The sequence below is a fragment of the Bacteroidota bacterium genome (assembly GCA_016714535.1).
Lineage (GTDB): Bacteria > Bacteroidota > Bacteroidia > AKYH767-A > OLB10 > JADKFV01.
Genome location: JADKDR010000006.1, coordinates 1 through 15,809 on the forward strand (window position 1 = coordinate 1; position 15,809 = coordinate 15,809).

General features: G+C 35.8%; 17 protein-coding genes. 1 reads left to right on the forward strand and 16 read right to left on the reverse strand.

Annotation, left to right across the window (positions count from 1 at the left end; all coding sequences use genetic code 11):
* Positions 1 to 30 precede the first annotated feature (30 nt).
* The gene (locus tag IPO27_09660) at positions 31 to 270 is read left to right on the forward strand and encodes a hypothetical protein (GenBank protein ID MBK8846779.1); all 240 of its coding nucleotides are present in this window, start codon (positions 31 to 33) and stop codon (positions 268 to 270) included.
* Between the two features lie 304 nt (positions 271 to 574).
* On the opposite strand, the gene IPO27_09665 is transcribed toward IPO27_09660, so the two are convergent.
* The 16 genes from IPO27_09665 to IPO27_09740 form a co-directional block, all read right to left on the reverse strand.
* A complete protein-coding gene (locus IPO27_09665; protein ID MBK8846780.1) occupies positions 575 to 1,609 on the reverse strand; it encodes a tail fiber domain-containing protein in 1,035 nt (344 codons plus the stop codon).
* On the reverse strand, positions 1,609 to 3,048 hold the full coding sequence (locus tag IPO27_09670; GenBank protein MBK8846781.1) for a hypothetical protein: 1,440 nt from the start codon (positions 3,046 to 3,048) through the stop codon (positions 1,609 to 1,611). Before IPO27_09670 ends, IPO27_09665 begins: the two co-directional genes overlap by 1 nt.
* A gap of 25 nt (positions 3,049 to 3,073) precedes the next feature.
* Positions 3,074 to 4,039: a T9SS type A sorting domain-containing protein gene (locus IPO27_09675; GenBank protein MBK8846782.1), complete on the reverse strand. Its 966-nt coding sequence runs from the start codon at positions 4,037 to 4,039 to the stop codon at positions 3,074 to 3,076.
* 18 nt (positions 4,040 to 4,057) lie between these two features.
* Complete coding sequence (locus IPO27_09680; GenBank protein MBK8846783.1) at positions 4,058 to 4,939, reverse strand: T9SS type A sorting domain-containing protein; 882 nt, start codon at positions 4,937 to 4,939, stop codon at positions 4,058 to 4,060.
* Between the two features lie 411 nt (positions 4,940 to 5,350).
* On the reverse strand, positions 5,351 to 5,704 hold the full coding sequence (locus tag IPO27_09685; GenBank protein ID MBK8846784.1) for a hypothetical protein: 354 nt from the start codon (positions 5,702 to 5,704) through the stop codon (positions 5,351 to 5,353).
* A gap of 21 nt (positions 5,705 to 5,725) precedes the next feature.
* The gene (locus IPO27_09690) at positions 5,726 to 6,661 is read right to left on the reverse strand and encodes a T9SS type A sorting domain-containing protein (protein MBK8846785.1); all 936 of its coding nucleotides are present in this window, start codon (positions 6,659 to 6,661) and stop codon (positions 5,726 to 5,728) included.
* A 694-nt stretch (positions 6,662 to 7,355) separates the two neighbouring features.
* A complete protein-coding gene (locus IPO27_09695) occupies positions 7,356 to 7,820 on the reverse strand; it encodes a hypothetical protein (protein MBK8846786.1) in 465 nt (154 codons plus the stop codon).
* A 6-nt stretch (positions 7,821 to 7,826) separates the two neighbouring features.
* Positions 7,827 to 8,309, reverse strand: coding sequence for a T9SS type A sorting domain-containing protein (locus tag IPO27_09700; protein ID MBK8846787.1), 483 nt, complete (start codon positions 8,307 to 8,309; stop codon positions 7,827 to 7,829).
* Between the two features lie 215 nt (positions 8,310 to 8,524).
* Positions 8,525 to 9,253, reverse strand: a complete 729-nt coding sequence (locus tag IPO27_09705) for a hypothetical protein (GenBank protein MBK8846788.1) — start codon at positions 9,251 to 9,253, stop codon at positions 8,525 to 8,527.
* Between the two features lie 129 nt (positions 9,254 to 9,382).
* The gene (locus IPO27_09710) at positions 9,383 to 9,772 is read right to left on the reverse strand and encodes a hypothetical protein (protein ID MBK8846789.1); all 390 of its coding nucleotides are present in this window, start codon (positions 9,770 to 9,772) and stop codon (positions 9,383 to 9,385) included.
* A gap of 33 nt (positions 9,773 to 9,805) precedes the next feature.
* Positions 9,806 to 10,750, reverse strand: coding sequence for a T9SS type A sorting domain-containing protein (locus IPO27_09715; GenBank protein MBK8846790.1), 945 nt, complete (start codon positions 10,748 to 10,750; stop codon positions 9,806 to 9,808).
* 437 nt (positions 10,751 to 11,187) lie between these two features.
* Positions 11,188 to 11,529, reverse strand: coding sequence for a hypothetical protein (locus IPO27_09720; GenBank protein ID MBK8846791.1), 342 nt, complete (start codon positions 11,527 to 11,529; stop codon positions 11,188 to 11,190).
* A 194-nt stretch (positions 11,530 to 11,723) separates the two neighbouring features.
* Positions 11,724 to 12,002 carry a T9SS type A sorting domain-containing protein gene (locus tag IPO27_09725; GenBank protein MBK8846792.1) on the reverse strand — a complete coding sequence of 93 codons (279 nt, stop codon included), beginning with the start codon at positions 12,000 to 12,002 and terminating at the stop codon, positions 11,724 to 11,726.
* 236 nt (positions 12,003 to 12,238) lie between these two features.
* Complete coding sequence (locus tag IPO27_09730) at positions 12,239 to 12,595, reverse strand: hypothetical protein (GenBank protein MBK8846793.1); 357 nt, start codon at positions 12,593 to 12,595, stop codon at positions 12,239 to 12,241.
* Between the two features lie 321 nt (positions 12,596 to 12,916).
* Positions 12,917 to 14,914, reverse strand: a complete 1,998-nt coding sequence (locus tag IPO27_09735; GenBank protein ID MBK8846794.1) for a fumarate reductase/succinate dehydrogenase flavoprotein subunit — start codon at positions 14,912 to 14,914, stop codon at positions 12,917 to 12,919.
* Between the two features lie 86 nt (positions 14,915 to 15,000).
* Positions 15,001 to 15,792: a succinate dehydrogenase cytochrome b subunit gene (locus IPO27_09740; protein ID MBK8846795.1), complete on the reverse strand. Its 792-nt coding sequence runs from the start codon at positions 15,790 to 15,792 to the stop codon at positions 15,001 to 15,003.
* Positions 15,793 to 15,809 lie beyond the last annotated feature (17 nt).

Genomic DNA, 15,809 nt, shown 5'->3' on the forward strand with positions numbered 1-15,809 from the left:
TTTAATGCCAACTATAGCAAAAAGCTTTTGATGGACGGAATGACCGCTGCCGAAATAAAAGATCTGAAAGATCCATCGTATAATAACATCATCCTTAATGCCCTATCGCGTTCCGATGCATTTGTAAATGCAAGCGATGATATGCCAAAGGAATTTGCCGCATACATTAAGAAATCGGGCAAGCCTGTGTTGAAGCATACCGAAGAAAACTATGTGGATGCATATAATGAGTTTTACGAATCGATGATAGAAGAGGAAATGCCTGTATAATTCTCCTTTCGTTCCATTCTTAAATAATAAAAAGCCGGACTGTTCCGGCTTTTTTCTTTGGTAATTATTTCAAAATTAGTGCTCTTGCTGGTATCGCATGCTAAGAGCGTATTGCTTTCTTATTTCAATTATTTGGTACTATAACTATTGTTATTGGCAACCAAAGTTGCCATTTTAAAAAAAACAAATTTACTGCTTCATCATTTTCTTACTATCCACAACTTTGCCATCTGCTATAAGTGTGTAAGTGTAAATACCGCTGCTAAGGTCAGGTGCGTAAACGTGGATGCTGCCTGCTCCTTTTTCAGTTATGGTTACCTCTTTTAGTACAGTACCCTTGGCATCTACAAATATGATAGCAGCTTGCTGCACACTGATAGTATATAAAAGCGTATAGTAGTTTCATCCTTGTATGGATTGGGATTATTTTGATCAGAATAATAGTTTGCGAATTTGATAATTCTACATCAATCTGATTTGCTTTCGTTTTGTTGTTTGATGAACAACAATTTGAAATTTGATTTTTCAAATCATTTATTTGGGTTTGTTGTTCTTTAAATCCTGCTATCAATATTGATATAAGCGGAGTATAATTAATCGCTTTGTGAGTTGTTGGGCCTGATACAACATTGCCCTGTGAATCAACCATACCAGGGTCTGTAACATCTTTTATGATTGATGGGATAACCTTTTCAACCTCTTGTGCTAATAAACCATATTGGTGTTCCTGATCAAGACCCAGATATTGATTTTTTTGAAAATCAAAATCATAACTTTTGGGCGATAATTGAGTAATAAGGTTTGTAGCATTGCTTAAATCAACAATATTTTTTTTAATGGTTGAGTCAGTGATCCATGTTGCCGCAGAGAAGCCTGGCCCAACAAAATAGGCAGCCCAGTTTGTGCCTGCATTTATAGCAGTTGAGTATATTCCATAGTTAGTACCAGCGCTACCACCACCAGTTGCTGAACATTTTACACCATAGCTACTGCCACCGTATCCTTGTCCACGATTTGCATCAGCTAATACCCCTATGTTTTCACTTGTGCTATTAACACTTTGTGCATATCCCTTTAATGCCCAATTTCTGCTAGTTGCATTAAGGGCACTAAAATCGCCACTTTGGTTATTTACAGAATTGGGACTTTCGCAATTCGACCACACCCCTGTGCAATTTGTTGAAGTTCCGGAAGAGCCTGGATTTACGCGAGTATATAAACCATATGAAGCTGTGGCATTGCCTTGTACATCATTATATATGCCTGTACTTTGCCCACCTTTTGATATAGTACTTAATGATAGCCCTCTTGCAGAACCTGAGGTGGTTGTTACATCCATCACAGATCTCCTCTGCCTGCTAACCCACTTGTTGCCACATCCAAATCACCACTATACAACGAGCGAGCGTTAGTATTGGTACTATTGGGATCTTGAAAATTCTTCACATAAATTCCGCCAGCGTTATCACCATTGCCCAGTGCCCCATTATCGGCCAGCACAAACAAACGCGAACCATTTGAATTAACCACTCCTATCCCAATATCATGATTATTATTTTCGTGTACTACAGTAGTGCAAATTTCAGTTGTATTCGATCCTTTGGTCAAATAATTTAATGTTAAGCCTGTACTACATGCATTAATGAATCCCGATCCAGGGTTATCATCATCACGCACCCAAATTACATTACCATTAGCATCTAAACTTAAAACACCTTGTGTGGCATTGGTAGGTGGATTAACAGCATTATTAACATCAGTAAAGCGTAGCCCACTGAATGTACTTCCAAGTATATTTGACGGGCTATTAACTTCCAAAGTATTTTGTGGGGTGGTTGTATTAATACCTACTTGGCCAGCAACCGCAGCACCATTACCGCCTTCGACAAAAATTGAGGGCGCAGTACTGTTCATTCCAATCATTAATGAATGGTTGATAGTATTCGTAAGAGGATTTGTTAGACCGGGAAAACCTGCATACAAGCCAACGCCTGAACCAATAACAAAAGCATTGGTCGCATTTGAGCGTACATAGTTTCCAAAGCTTTTAGCATATGGGGATAAAGCATCTGCATATATTCCATAGCCATGAGTTCCAATTCCTGTTGAAGTATTAAAAGAACCAACAGTCACACCAAATTGGTCGTTCGATGTATTATTGCATCCAATGGTGACACTCTGTGCGCCAAATGCAAAGTTAATTTTTCCTAATGAAACTGCTGTTTCACCATTTGCCCAACAGGTATTGCCCGCAGCAAAACTGGCATCACCCATTCCTTGCGTATTAAGCCCAAAACAAGCAGATCCTATCCCAATATTAACATCATCCCACAGTGGAGCTTGGGCATCGCCTGCTCTAAATGCAGAACTACGCGGGTACCATATCATCCGTGCATCTTGTAATCCGTTTGGCAACAAAGTGCCAAATCCACTTGTGCCTAATGCAATTATACCACCATCAGGATATGGGCCTGGATTTGGCGGATATGGCCCATTCGATCCTACGGTTAAATTAAAAATTGGGGTAGGGTTGTTCATGCCTATGAAGCCATCATTCCCTCTAATAGTCATGCGTTGCAAGTTGTTGGTGAAAAAATTGATTGGCTGATTCGCTAAGTCATTTCGAATTTCAAGCGTACCTGGAGTTCCTAAATTATTCCATCCTAAAAAGTTAGGCCCGATTGCAGGCCTGTTGTTCCCGAGAATTGTTGTTTGTCCATACAATGCGCATTGCATAAGTATTAGCATCACAATTGTCAAAGAAATTTTACTGTTCATTTTGTTAAATATTAAATTGTTATTTTTAATGTAAGACATTTATTTTATAATTCTGAGTGGTTGTTTTAAGGAAATAAATACCAGCATTCCATTTCGAACAATCGATATTGCTTTCACTTTTAGCATCAATAAAATATTTAGAAACAAAGCAACCAATCATATTGTAAATAGTAAAATACCGTCCTTTTTCAGAGTAGTTTTTGATTTGAAAATAATCATTTGATGGATTGGGATAGATGGTTAAATCAAAGTCGCTATTTTCAAATATAGAATTTGAAATGTTGCATAAATTTGAATCAATACTAACACAAACGTCATCTATTAAATAATAACTGGCAATTGAAAATTGATTACCAATATTTAATGTGTCCGTAATATTATCATCAAAAAAATTGCCAATAGTCATAAACCTATAACTTGAATCAGCAACAAATGAAGCCATGAAATGAAACCAATTTATCGTGTCGGCTAAAACGGAATCTGAGTGTACTTGCGCAAAGTTTATTGGGTGCGCAAAATTGCCTTGACCAAATTTTTCTGTTGTAAATAATGCTCCAAGTTTATTTGTCGCATAGACCATATTTGTTGCTCCAAGTAGTATTGCATAAAATGAAACATAATATTTTGTATTGGTCAAAAGAGTATCTAATAAATCTGCCTGTATATATTCTCGTACATTTAAGTTTGGAAAAGGTGAACTAAAATAACAACCAATTCCGGCATATGAAATTCCGGAAACCGGCTGTTGGTATGCATCCAGTATCACTGGCGGGCTAACAATTGGATTAGAAGAACAACCGTGCAAAAAATCTGGAGTTTGATTATTTATGTTGCTATCGGATGCAGAGCTCCATCCAATACAGTATTGCATTTGATTAAATTCAGTTGGACAAACAGAGTATTGTTCGAATGAAGGGTTAGGCACAAGGTTTTGCTGAGCAAACCCTAAATTAGAAGAGACTAAAAAACAAAATAACAGTAATTTTTTCATTTTGTTTTATTTTAAAAATTAGACTATTAAGAATTTAATTGTGTAGTGTTTTTTGTTAATTTCAAGAAGTAAGAAGAAATACAATCCTGTAACAAAATCTTTTGTATTAATCTCAACCATATCATTTTTAGTCAGTGATATTTTTGATTGCATTTCATATCCAGATGAATTGTATATTCTTATTGCTTCTATTTCTAAGTTAGGCTTATTGTGTTGGAGCACTAAGGAAGTTCCTCTCTCGATTGGGTTTTTGTAAAAAAATGGCAATTTTGTTTCAATGGTTTCAAGAATATAAGTTGAAGTATCTTCAATTACTTTTATGTCATCTATGTAATAGTATGCAGCATAAAACCAACCATTTACTATCTGTACATTTAAAGAAGCATTTGCCCTAAAGGTACCAATCGTCAAATATTTTTCGCCACCTGTTGCCATAAAATTGCCGCCAATCTGTACCCAATTTAAAGTGTCCTCTAAAATAACATTTGAGGTGCTTTCTATTTGGGGTATATAATTTAGTGTTAATGCTGAATTATAATCTTTGATAGTGTCATTTGAGAAACACATTCCAATTTTATCAATTGCAAAAAGTGATGTATTTGCTAACGATACCCAAAAACTACATGCATAGTTATGACCATGTTTCAAACTATCAATCAATGAGATTTCGATATAATCTCGCTGCTCCGATTGTTCGTAGCAAAAAAGACCACTGAATGCATTGCCTGATTTGGGCAATTGATATCCTTGTAAATTTGTATAAACATTAATTCCACAACTTGGATAAGTCGTAAAATAATCAGGAGTACTAATAGTTGGATTAAACCATGGGTAACAAATTAATGTTGGATAGCTCCAAGTACTACAATTTATTGTATCCTCAAAGGACCAATTAGGCACAAGGTTTTGTTGTGCTAAACAATAATCACAGTAGATTAAAAAATTAAATAACAGAACTTTTTCATTTTGAGATTTTAAAATTTACTCAAAAATACAATTGTTACTTGCAATATGTTTGTAAAGATATAAAATGAATTAACGTGTGCAACACGTCTGTCTTAATATTTATGTACAGGTAAGAATCTTAGCACCCAAAGTAAAGTTGAGGTGTCGGAAAAGTCTATCTATTTAAAAAAATTTGGATTACATATTAAAAAATTGCGTGAAGCTAAAGGGCTAACACAATTTCAAGTAAGTATTGATATGAATAAAGGTAGACAAAGTCTTTAACGTATAGAAACAGGAAGAACTAACCCGACAATTTTTTACCTCAAAGAATTAGCTGCTGCTCTTGATATAAAATTAAAAGACTTAACTGATTTCAAATATTAGTTTTTCACTACCTAAATTAATTCCACCCAATGCAATAATACCCCCATCAGGATATGGGCCTGGATTTGGCGGATATGGCCCATTTGCGCCTATAGTTAAATTAAAAATGGGCGCTGTGTTGTTCATGCCGATGAACCCTTGGTTTGCGCCAGCGACTCCAATGATGGTCATGCGTTGCAAATTAGCGGTTCGGAAGTTTACATCTGCGGCATTTGTACTGCCAAGGAAGTTGCCTAAAACTGGCGTATTACCAGTTAAGTACCATGGGATTAATTGGCTATATGCTGCATTTATATGCAGCATAATTATTATTATTGAAATTATTTTTTTCATTTTATTTTAAGATTAAACTTGTTATCGAAATATTTTTTTTGTTAACACCTTTGCATTATCGCAAAGTATAAGATTATAAATTCCTTTGTTTAAAAACGATAAATCAATTATTGTGGCTTCGGTACATGATTGCGATTTTACAACTTGCCCAAGTAGATTGACAATATTTAATTGATAGTATAAATTTTCTAAATCAACAAAACTCAATTGATGCGTGATTGCATTGTAAACAATTTGAGGCTCAACATCAAGAATGCTTTCTACACCTACATTGCAATTGGCGCCAACGCACGAAACATTGACACTATCAATAAAATAATATGCAATGGCGTATGGCGAACCGTCATTCACAGTATCGGTATGATTGTCGTCAAAAAAATTACCTATATAAATATTAGAGTAAGCACTGTCGGCTACAAAATTCCAGCTCAACAAAGTCCAATTTACAGTATCATTTATTATACTATCAGTAAACACTTGTGCTTGATTTGAAATATCAGCAATTGTAAAATTATTATAGCTGTAAGTTGTAAACCGCATGCCGAGCTTGTTGCTGCCTGCACTATTACTGTTTTGGTTTGTCCAATTACCCCTACTTACACGCATCGAAATATTGTAAATATTTCCTACAACCATTGTGTCAAGTAATGAAGCTCCAATTATTTCACGGCCGAATATGTACCAAGCATAAGCGACTAACCCAACATAAGCATTACCATCAAAATTATTTTGGTATCCGCAAAAATTATCAGGAATACAAACCGGATAGGGAGCACATGTATTATAGTAATCGGGTGATTCTAAAACGCTATGCCACCCAATGCAACTATCTACTTGGCTTGTATTGTTGGGGCAACTCACATATTGTTCAAAACTCGGATTAGGCACCAAGTTAACTTGCGCTTGCAAATTAAAACTATAAACCAACAACAATACAATAAACCAATACTTACCCATGATGAAGAATTTATTTAAGTGAAATTATTTTTATAAAAATACTTATAGCACAACGATAAATTGGTATAAAGATAAATAAAATTTGGCTGCGGGTGATTTTAGTTTGAAGTTAAAAGTTTGAAGTTTGAAGAAAAATTCATTCCACCTCAAAACTAAAATGTTGTGCAAAAAAAGTAGCTATGCACAAAAGCGCAGCCGTGTCGGTATTTCTTGCTTTATGTGGTGTGCAAAAAATGGCTTTGTTGTTTTATTAAAATTGTAAAGTGAAAGACTGTAAAAATAATAGGTGAGAAAATTTATTTTGAAGATAAAAATTGAGCTTACAAAACGTACATACTCAAAAAGCCCGCACAGCAAGCGAAAGAAAAGGAATTGAATTGAATTGAATTGAATATGTTGAATTTAGTTTTCATAAGTAACTTATATAAGGCAATAATAAAAAATTTAATCGAAACAATTATGTGTGTTGATAACTAAAAGCGATTATATCATACTTAAAATGAACCGGGTAATAGATGAAAAGATAAAACATTAATTTCTCTGCAATGTCATTTTTTCCCTCAACTCCGCCACCTCCCTTTGCAATTGAGCAATCACTGCCAATAAATCTTGCTCCTTATTTTCGATTGTAATAATTATTTTGCTGGCAGCAATGGTGCCGTTAACGGTGAGTGTATACGTTGGGGTGGTTGTATTAATACCTACATAACCTTGGTTGGCTCCCGCTACGCCCTATGATGGTCATGCGTTGGGTGTTATTTGTAAAAAAATTAAAGTCCCCAAGTGGCACTGTACCCATATTAATATTATCTGTACCGCTTGGATTTAAAATATTAAATTTTTCTCCTGCAGTACCGTTATTACTCAACATGCGCCAAGCATGTGTTACCCCCGCAGGGCCATCCGTACGGAATACTTCTCCAAAGTTTATTCCCGGATAATTAGTTGAGGCTGTCATAAAATTGGTGTTAACATGTAGGGCTGAGTTGGTAGTTACTCCCGAAGGAAAATTACCAATGCCAACGCCTCTAATTATAGGTGCTGTTCCCATAAATTCACCAAATGTTGCTGGTGTAATTTGAAACTGTGCATTTATTAGTGTCGAAAATAAGATTGCTAATGCAAGCAAGCCTATTTTTATTTTATTATTTTTTTCCATTTTGTATTATTTAAAATTATTGATTTTTATAAATTTTATTGATTTAGTTTTTGAGAATTTATTTTCTTTTAATTGGATAAAATAAATACCTGAAGAAAGATTTTCTACATCAAGTTTTATTTCATTCAAATAGCTAATCTGTTTAAATAAAACATGCTTGCCATCTACATTAAAAATAGCCAACTGATTGTATTTGCCTTTTAAATTTGTGAGCATTAATTCGCCTTCAACTGGGTTAGGAAAAAATTTTATTTCTAAATTACCGTTTTCTGCAATTCCATTTCCACAGATGTATGCATTGGGGTTAAAATAGTTTGTGTTAAAATTTGGAAACTGCTCTTTGCATATTCGACCATTGAATGTTAAAGGAAAAGTTTGATAATTGCATGCGGTTCCGTAGTTATTGGGATTTTGAATATACCCTATAGAATCTTGATAATAAAATGCTACTTTAATCCCCGCATTCTTATTTAGTTGCAATCCAAGCAACTCATTGTGAGCATAACTTACCCAGTATATAATATTTTTGAATTGACAATTAATTGCGAATCGTTTCTATTCAATTCGTATTGTGAAATATATCTCCAACAGGATTGGAAGCCCTGAAAACACTATATATAGTTTACTATTGTCTGGGGAAAATGCACAACCATATTCTTGCGAGTCTGTTGATAAAACGACCATATTATCTAATTCTCCAGTAATTAAATCAAAATCAAAAGCCTTAACCCTTTGCGTAAATTTACAAAACAATTTTTCTCCATTAGGAGAAAAGCACATACTTCCTGCATTACCAATGGTGTCCACACGGGTAGTGTATCACCAATATTTGTAATAACAGGCACAGTATCCACACCCAATGCATTTATTTTATAAGCATAAAAGGCATTTACGCTGTAAGCATGTGCCACTATCCAAAAATCAATGCCATCGCAATGGCGCGTTACAGCAAGTTGCTCGCTGCTTGGTGAAAAGAGTTGCACGTTCTTTTGTATAATAGCACCTAAGCCATTGTTTGCATTTACATTTATTACGGTGTAGCGCAAGCCATGCGTACCAAAATTTTCCCAACAGTCAACAGTAAATAAATAATAGATACTATCGTTGCCCGGGTTGGGCACTATGGCTGCTCCGTTGCTGCTGCTTTCGCAACCTACATCAAATCCATTTGTCATCATTATGTGGTTTTGGTTCCACACAGTATCACCATCGGTATAAAATAAAAGATTGCCTGCTGTATCACTCATTACTGCACATGCCTCGCGTTGACTCATGGGGCTTAGTGTATCAAGAACAGGTACACCGCTACTATAATCAATTCCAATACCTTCGCCAAAGTACCAATGGTTTGTGCGTTTAATTTCAGAAGTCTGAGCAATCAAAATATTGATAGAAATAATTTTCAACGAAATAAGTACGATTAGATTTTTCATTTTTTATATTTTTTGAATACACTAATATACGGAGTAAAAAGGAATAATGTGGTTGCATACGTAAATAAATTTAGGCAACTTCAGTTAAACACAAATTATAAAAACAAATTAGGGGCGTTCTTTTTTGCCTTATTGCGCTATAGAATAATTTACACCAGAGTTGGTTGCTGTGCGATATTCAATTCCAAATAGGGAGCCATCGGTTGCTGTTACACCAGTATTATCATTTGTAAACTGATGAAAGTTACTTCGTTTAAAATTCAAGTGCTGATGCAGTAAATTTGAAGCAGTAAAAAAATCAAAATCACCAATGCCTACAAAACCATCTGTTGTTGGACCATTGCCGGTGAGACCGCCTGCACCGTTGAAGATTCGCATGCGAGGATTTGCATTGGTGCGGAAATTTAAATTTGCAAGTCCTTGGCATCCAACATAGTCACTAGCACCAACAGTTGAATTTCCTAATAATCTCCATTCAATTTGAGCTATAGATGCCTCACAAACTATTGTGAGTAACATCAAACAAACAATTTTTTTCCTACGTTTAATTTTTTAGTGCTTTATAAATATTTTAGAAACTTGTGTAGTGTTATTTTGATAATATATTTTTGCAAAATAAATACCCTTTGCTAATTTGGAATGTAATTCGATTTTACTATTTGAAAGTTTGCCATCCGTTTGATAAACAATTTTTCCATCGCTGCTCCACATAGAAATTTTTCCAATTGAGCAATTTGATTCAAAGTTTAATTCAAATGCATCATTTAATTCAAAACGAACATCGCATTTATTCAATCCTATTACATTTATTGATAACGAAGTGTCTTCAACTACTGAAACATCATCAATGAAATAATATGCTGCATAAAAATTTACATTATTTGGATATATTGAATCAACTTGAGTATTTGAATTATCATAGAAGTTTCCTATGGTTATAAATTTTTCTCCCCCTGCAGCTATGTATTCCCCATTTATCTGAAACCAATTCATAGTATCTGTGAGCAAAATACCACCAATGGAATTTATCTGAGGAATAAAATTTATATTTCCTGCTCCTAATGCAAATAAAGAATCCTTTGTTAAAGCTGCTCCAAGTTTATCAACTTGATAATTAGCTGCATCTGCTGTTGAAGCCCAAAAACTAATTTTATATTTTTTTCCTGCTTGCAAAGAGTCGCTTAATGCTACTTCAATATATTCCCTTTGATTATTCTGTTCCCAACAAAATAATCCACAATACGCCTCACCAGATTTTGCTACTTGATAACCAACACCAGGATAATTAAGTTGTGTACCACAAGGTATTAAGTAATAAGGGGTAAAATAATCCGGTGTACTATTAGTTGGATTAAACCAAGGAGAACAAACCATTTGCGGATAGACTGTTTGTCCACAATTCAAGGTATCTTCAAACGACCAATTAGGCACAAGGTTTTGCTGTGCTAAACAATAATCACAGTAGATTAAAAAATTAAATAACAGAACTTTTTTCATTTTGAGATTTTTTAAAATTTACTCAAAAATACAATTGTTACTTGCAATATGTTTGTAAAGATATAAAATGAATTAACGTGTGCAACACGTCTGTTGCCCAATATTTATGTACAGGTAAGAATCTTAGCACCCAAAGTAAAGTTGAGGTGTCGGAAAAGTCTATCTATTTAAAAAAATTTGGATTACATATTAAAAAATTGCGTGAAGCTAAAGGGCTAACACAATTTCAAGTAAGTATTGATATGAATAAAGGTAGACAAAGTCTTTAACGTATAGAAACAGGAAGAACTAACCCGACAATTTTTTACCTCAAAGAATTAGCTGCTGCTCTTGATATAAAATTAAAAGACTTGACGGATTTCAAATATTAGTTTTTCTCTCATTATCACTTATCTTCAACTCCATCAAACCTTTTTGAGATTCCAAAATAAAAGCCATTAAATGTTGTCGTCATTCTCGGTTGTAATAATTATTTTGTTGGCAGCAATGGTGCCGTTAACGGTGAGTGTATACGTTGGGGTGGTTGTATTAATACCTACATAACCTTGGTTGGCTCCCGCTACGCCTATGATGGTCATGCGTTGGGTGTTATTTGTAAAAAAATTAAAGTCCCCAAGTGGCACTGTACCCATATTAATATTATTTGTACCATTTGGATTTAAAATATTAAATTTTGCTCCTGCGGTTCCATTATTACTAAGCATTCGCCAAGCATGCGTTACTCCAGCAGGTCCATCGGTACGGAATACTTCGCCAAAGTTGATTACATAGTTGGCCATTTATGCTATGTGAATTTATTACTACTAAACATAAGTAAGTGGATTTTGTTTACACATACTTGCACAAAATGTTTTGCAGCATGGTCACCTGCCTACAAGGCGGGTGTGACAGATTTGTTTAAAAAATCTCACGCTTGAATTGAGATCAATCGAGTTTATTTAACCGCTTTAGCTCTACATTTATAATGGCGATGTTATAGACCTTTCTTTATTAGTTTCTTTAACATGGTTCCCTTATCTGTTGTTATAGTTACCAAATAAACTCCATCTACGTAGTTTGAAATGTCGACTAAAAATGTTTTAGCATTAGCATTTTCTTGCTTTATTAATTGCCCAACCAGTGATTCAATTTTATAAGACCACACTTCATAGTCAGATTGTATAAATACAGAACCTGTTGATGGGTTTGGGAATAACGAAGTCTTATACCAGGGTGAATTCTCGAAATTCCTATCGGATAGTTTAGATAACAAGTTGTAAAATTTGGATTGCTGTAAAGTACAACTCCGTCTTTTTCAAAGCATAAAAGTGTAGGATAATAAATGTCAGCAATTGCGATTCCAGTTACACCGCTATTAAAAAATTCCCATGGTGCTTCCTATTCCTTCAATCCAATATTCATCAAATCCTGTGTTCTGATATACCAGAAATTTTTAACCTTTGTGATAATTGTTTCCAATAAGTATACTGTCAATTATGTCCACCTTAATTAAAATAGGCTAGAATAATAAATAAATGAAATGGGATAAACAGTGATTGTGTCATTTACAGATAATGAGAAGTCATAAAGCAACTGCTCTTGAGTGCTTCCTGAAGCAATTGAAAAAACTTTTTTCTGAACTGTGTCTTCCCTTAGTAGGGCAAAAAATGTTCCTGTTGTCACAATACTGTCATTGGTGAAAAGATACTTTTTATAATTCACCGAATTGTAGGTGGAGTCACCGTCAACGAAATATTTTTCATCGTAAACTGACCAAATAGCAGTTGAATCAGGGAAATTTAAGTTCTGTCCATGCACTGACATCGAAGCCAGCACAATAGTCAATAAAAATAATAAATGTTTCATGTTTTTTTGTTTTAAATGTTCTTATGTTTTTAAAATGACTATTAACTTCAAGCTCTCCAAAATAACACATCAATTCATGATGGTGAAGCAAATGAGAAAAATCAATTTCTCAATAGCTGAGCTTCAATAGCATGATGTAAATATAAAAAAATAACAACTTGCGATTGAATGATAATAAATAATTCAAATTTTTTCATCTTACACACTTTATGAAACAGTGTCCAAGGACGCCATCAAAGGCTAAAACAAAATCAAAAAAAAGCCGGAACAATCCAGCTTTTTCCTTTTGAAGTTAATTCAAACTATCAAAGATATTTCAAATTACTTATAACTCCGCTGACTGCGTTGCACAAACTCATAGTTGAGATCTTCTTTGTGTAATTGTTGAGGTACATCTTCGCCCATATATTGCCATGCTGCTGCATAGCTGTATTTCTCATCATCGCGTAGCGCCTCTCCTTCATCGTCCTGAAACTCAGCACGGAAGTGACCTCCACAGCTTTCGTTACGGTCGAGGGCGTCCATCATCATTAGCTGTCCAAGCTCAATAAGATCGGCAACACGTGAAGCTTTTTCAAGATTCTGATTAAGCTCATCGCCACTTCCTGGCACATTTACATTTTTCCAAAAGTCGGTCTTCAAGACTTTAAGTTTTTCCAAGCCTTCTTTCAAGCCGCTTTCGGTACGTTCCATGCCACAATGATTCCACATTATTAAACCAAGTTCACGATGATACTCGTGTACTGTTTTGGTTCCCTTTGTAGCTAATAGTTGTTGTACCCTGTTTTTAACAGCATTTTCAGCCTCGTCAAATTCCGGGCTTTGTGCCGAAATTGGTTTCCTTTCAATATCGGCCAGGTAGTCGCCAATGGTTGAAGGAATAACAAAATACCCATCGGCCAGACCTTGCATGAGTGCACTGGCGCCTAATCTGTTAGCTCCATGGTCGCTAAAGTTTGCTTCGCCTAATGCGAATAAACCTTTAATGGTGGTTTGCAAATGATAGTCAACCCATAATCCTCCCATAGTGTAATGCACGGCAGGATAAATCTGCATGGGCTCTACATAGGGATCTTCTCCTGTTATCTGCTTATACATATCGAAGAGGTTACCATATTTCTCGGCAACAACCGCTTTTCCAAATTCAATCATTTGGGCATCGGTAGGGTTTTTAATTCCGAGTTTGGTGGCTTCTTGTTTGCCATACTTCTCTTTCATATTGCTGGCAAAGTCAAGGTAAACAGCTTGTCCGGTAACGTTTACGCCATAACCGGCATCGCAGCGCTCTTTAGCTGCACGTGATGCTACATCACGTGGCACCAGATTTCCGAACGCAGGGTACCTTCTTTCGAGGTAGTAATCACGGTCATCTTCAGGTATATCACTTCCTTTTTTCTTGCCTGAGCGCAAGGCTTCTACATCTGATAAATTCTTGGGCACCCATATACGGCCATCGTTACGCAAAGATTCACTCATCAGTGTAAGCTTACTCTGATGATCGCCACTTACCGGTATGCAGGTAGGATGTATTTGCGTGTAACAAGGATTCCCAAAGAATGCACCACGCTTGTGCGCACGCCATATGGCAGTGGTATTGCTACCACGAGCATAGGTTGTAAGGTAAAAAACGTTGCCATAGCCACCGGTGCATAATAATACTGCATGGCCGGAATGGCGTTCAATAGCACCTGTAACCATATCGCGAACAATGATGCCACGGGCGTGGCCATCAACAACCACAAGGTCAAGCATTTCGTGGCGCGTGTATGATTTTATTTGCCCCGACTTAATCTGACGATTCATGGCAGAGTATGCTCCCAACAATAATTGTTGTCCGGTTTGACCTTTCGCATAAAAGGTTCGTGACACCTGTGCACCACCAAAAGAGCGATTATCAAGTAGTCCGCCATATTCGCGGGCAAAAGGTACGCCTTGAGCCACGCATTGATCAATAATGTTAACGCTTACTTCGGCCAGACGATGAACATTAGCTTCGCGGGCACGGTAATCACCACCTTTGAGTGTATCATAAAATAAGCGATGAACACTATCGCCATCATTACGATAATTTTTTGCAGCATTAATACCTCCTTGAGCGGCAATACTGTGTGCCCTGCGCGGACTATCCTGAAAACAAAATGTTTTCACATTGTACCCTAACTCGGCCAGTGATGCAGCTGCAGAAGCTCCTGCCAATCCGGTTCCTACTATAAGTATATCATACTTACGCTTGTTAGCCGGATTTACTAGTTTGTACTTAAACTTAGCATTTTTCCACTTATCGGCCAATGGCCCTGGAGGAATTCGTGAGTCGAGCATATTTTCTTTTGTTTATTACTATTTCTGCTTTTGATAATTACCCTATATAGTAATGGTTGCTACCTCGGCAGATATTTTAATTCATTTTATTTGTTGAAATAGAAATACAAAGGCATGGCAGCAAACAGAATTGGAACAATTATTCCAAAGGCATATCCCACAAATTTAATAATGGGTGTATAAGTCTTATGTCTGATACCCAACGTTTGAAAAGCACTTTGAAAACCGTGCAATAGATGAAACGATAGAGCTATCATACTAAATACATATAAGCATACCAACCATAGTTCATTTTGAAAATCGGTTTTTACCTCGTGATACAGATTTTTGATTATTAAAACCTTATTTGCTCCTGCTGAAAATTCTTGTGACTTAAAGTTAGGTTTCTCAGGCATTTGCTTCACCATGTCGGTAATATCTGTAAAGGTGGTTTCATTGGTTTCAAGGTTGGTAAGATATTGAGCCCATGGTACTTCGCTAAATTTGTACTCGTACCAAAAATTGCTCATGTGTACAACAATAAAAACAAGAATTATGGTTCCCAGTATTCCCATATTACGAGCCGACCATTTGCTTGTAGCACCGCTTGTTTGTCCATATCCCTTTTTGCGGGCACTCATGTTTTTAAGCGTGAGTACCAAAGCCAATACTGCATGTGCTACAATAGTAGCATAAAGCAGATACGATACAGTCTTGATAAGCGGGTTGGAAGTCATTAGTATGGTGTAGGTATTGAAGGCATACCCATCGTCATTACGAAACAACTGCAAGTTGCCAACCACGTGTATGAGTAAAAACAAAACCAGGAACAACCCTGTAAGTGACATTAAAACCTTGCGTCCAATTGAGGATGTGAATATTCCCAATAAATTATTCATAGAGTCTTGAATTTTTT

Bases quoted from the DNA above. Each gene is read 5' to 3' on its own strand.
- IPO27_09670 (MBK8846781.1), bottom strand. From the start codon at position 3,048: ATGAACAGTAAAATTTCTTTGACAATTGTGATGCTAATACTTATGCAA.
- IPO27_09730 (MBK8846793.1), bottom strand. From the start codon at position 12,595: ATGAAACATTTATTATTTTTATTGACTATTGTGCTGGCTTCGATGTCA.
- IPO27_09735 (MBK8846794.1), bottom strand. From the start codon at position 14,914: ATGCTCGACTCACGAATTCCTCCAGGGCCATTGGCCGATAAGTGGAAA.
- IPO27_09705 (MBK8846788.1), bottom strand. From the start codon at position 9,253: ATGAAAAATCTAATCGTACTTATTTCGTTGAAAATTATTTCTATCAAT.
- IPO27_09690 (MBK8846785.1), bottom strand. From the start codon at position 6,661: ATGGGTAAGTATTGGTTTATTGTATTGTTGTTGGTTTATAGTTTTAAT.
- IPO27_09660 (MBK8846779.1), top strand. From the start codon at position 31: ATGGACGGAATGACCGCTGCCGAAATAAAAGATCTGAAAGATCCATCG.
- IPO27_09675 (MBK8846782.1), bottom strand. From the start codon at position 4,039: ATGAAAAAATTACTGTTATTTTGTTTTTTAGTCTCTTCTAATTTAGGG.
- IPO27_09685 (MBK8846784.1), bottom strand. From the start codon at position 5,704: ATGAAAAAAATAATTTCAATAATAATAATTATGCTGCATATAAATGCA.
- IPO27_09715 (MBK8846790.1), bottom strand. From the start codon at position 10,750: ATGAAAAAAGTTCTGTTATTTAATTTTTTAATCTACTGTGATTATTGT.
- IPO27_09710 (MBK8846789.1), bottom strand. From the start codon at position 9,772: ATGTTACTCACAATAGTTTGTGAGGCATCTATAGCTCAAATTGAATGG.
- IPO27_09720 (MBK8846791.1), bottom strand. From the start codon at position 11,529: ATGGCCAACTATGTAATCAACTTTGGCGAAGTATTCCGTACCGATGGA.
- IPO27_09665 (MBK8846780.1), bottom strand. From the start codon at position 1,609: ATGGATGTAACAACCACCTCAGGTTCTGCAAGAGGGCTATCATTAAGT.
- IPO27_09740 (MBK8846795.1), bottom strand. From the start codon at position 15,792: ATGAATAATTTATTGGGAATATTCACATCCTCAATTGGACGCAAGGTT.
- IPO27_09695 (MBK8846786.1), bottom strand. From the start codon at position 7,820: ATGGAAAAAAATAATAAAATAAAAATAGGCTTGCTTGCATTAGCAATC.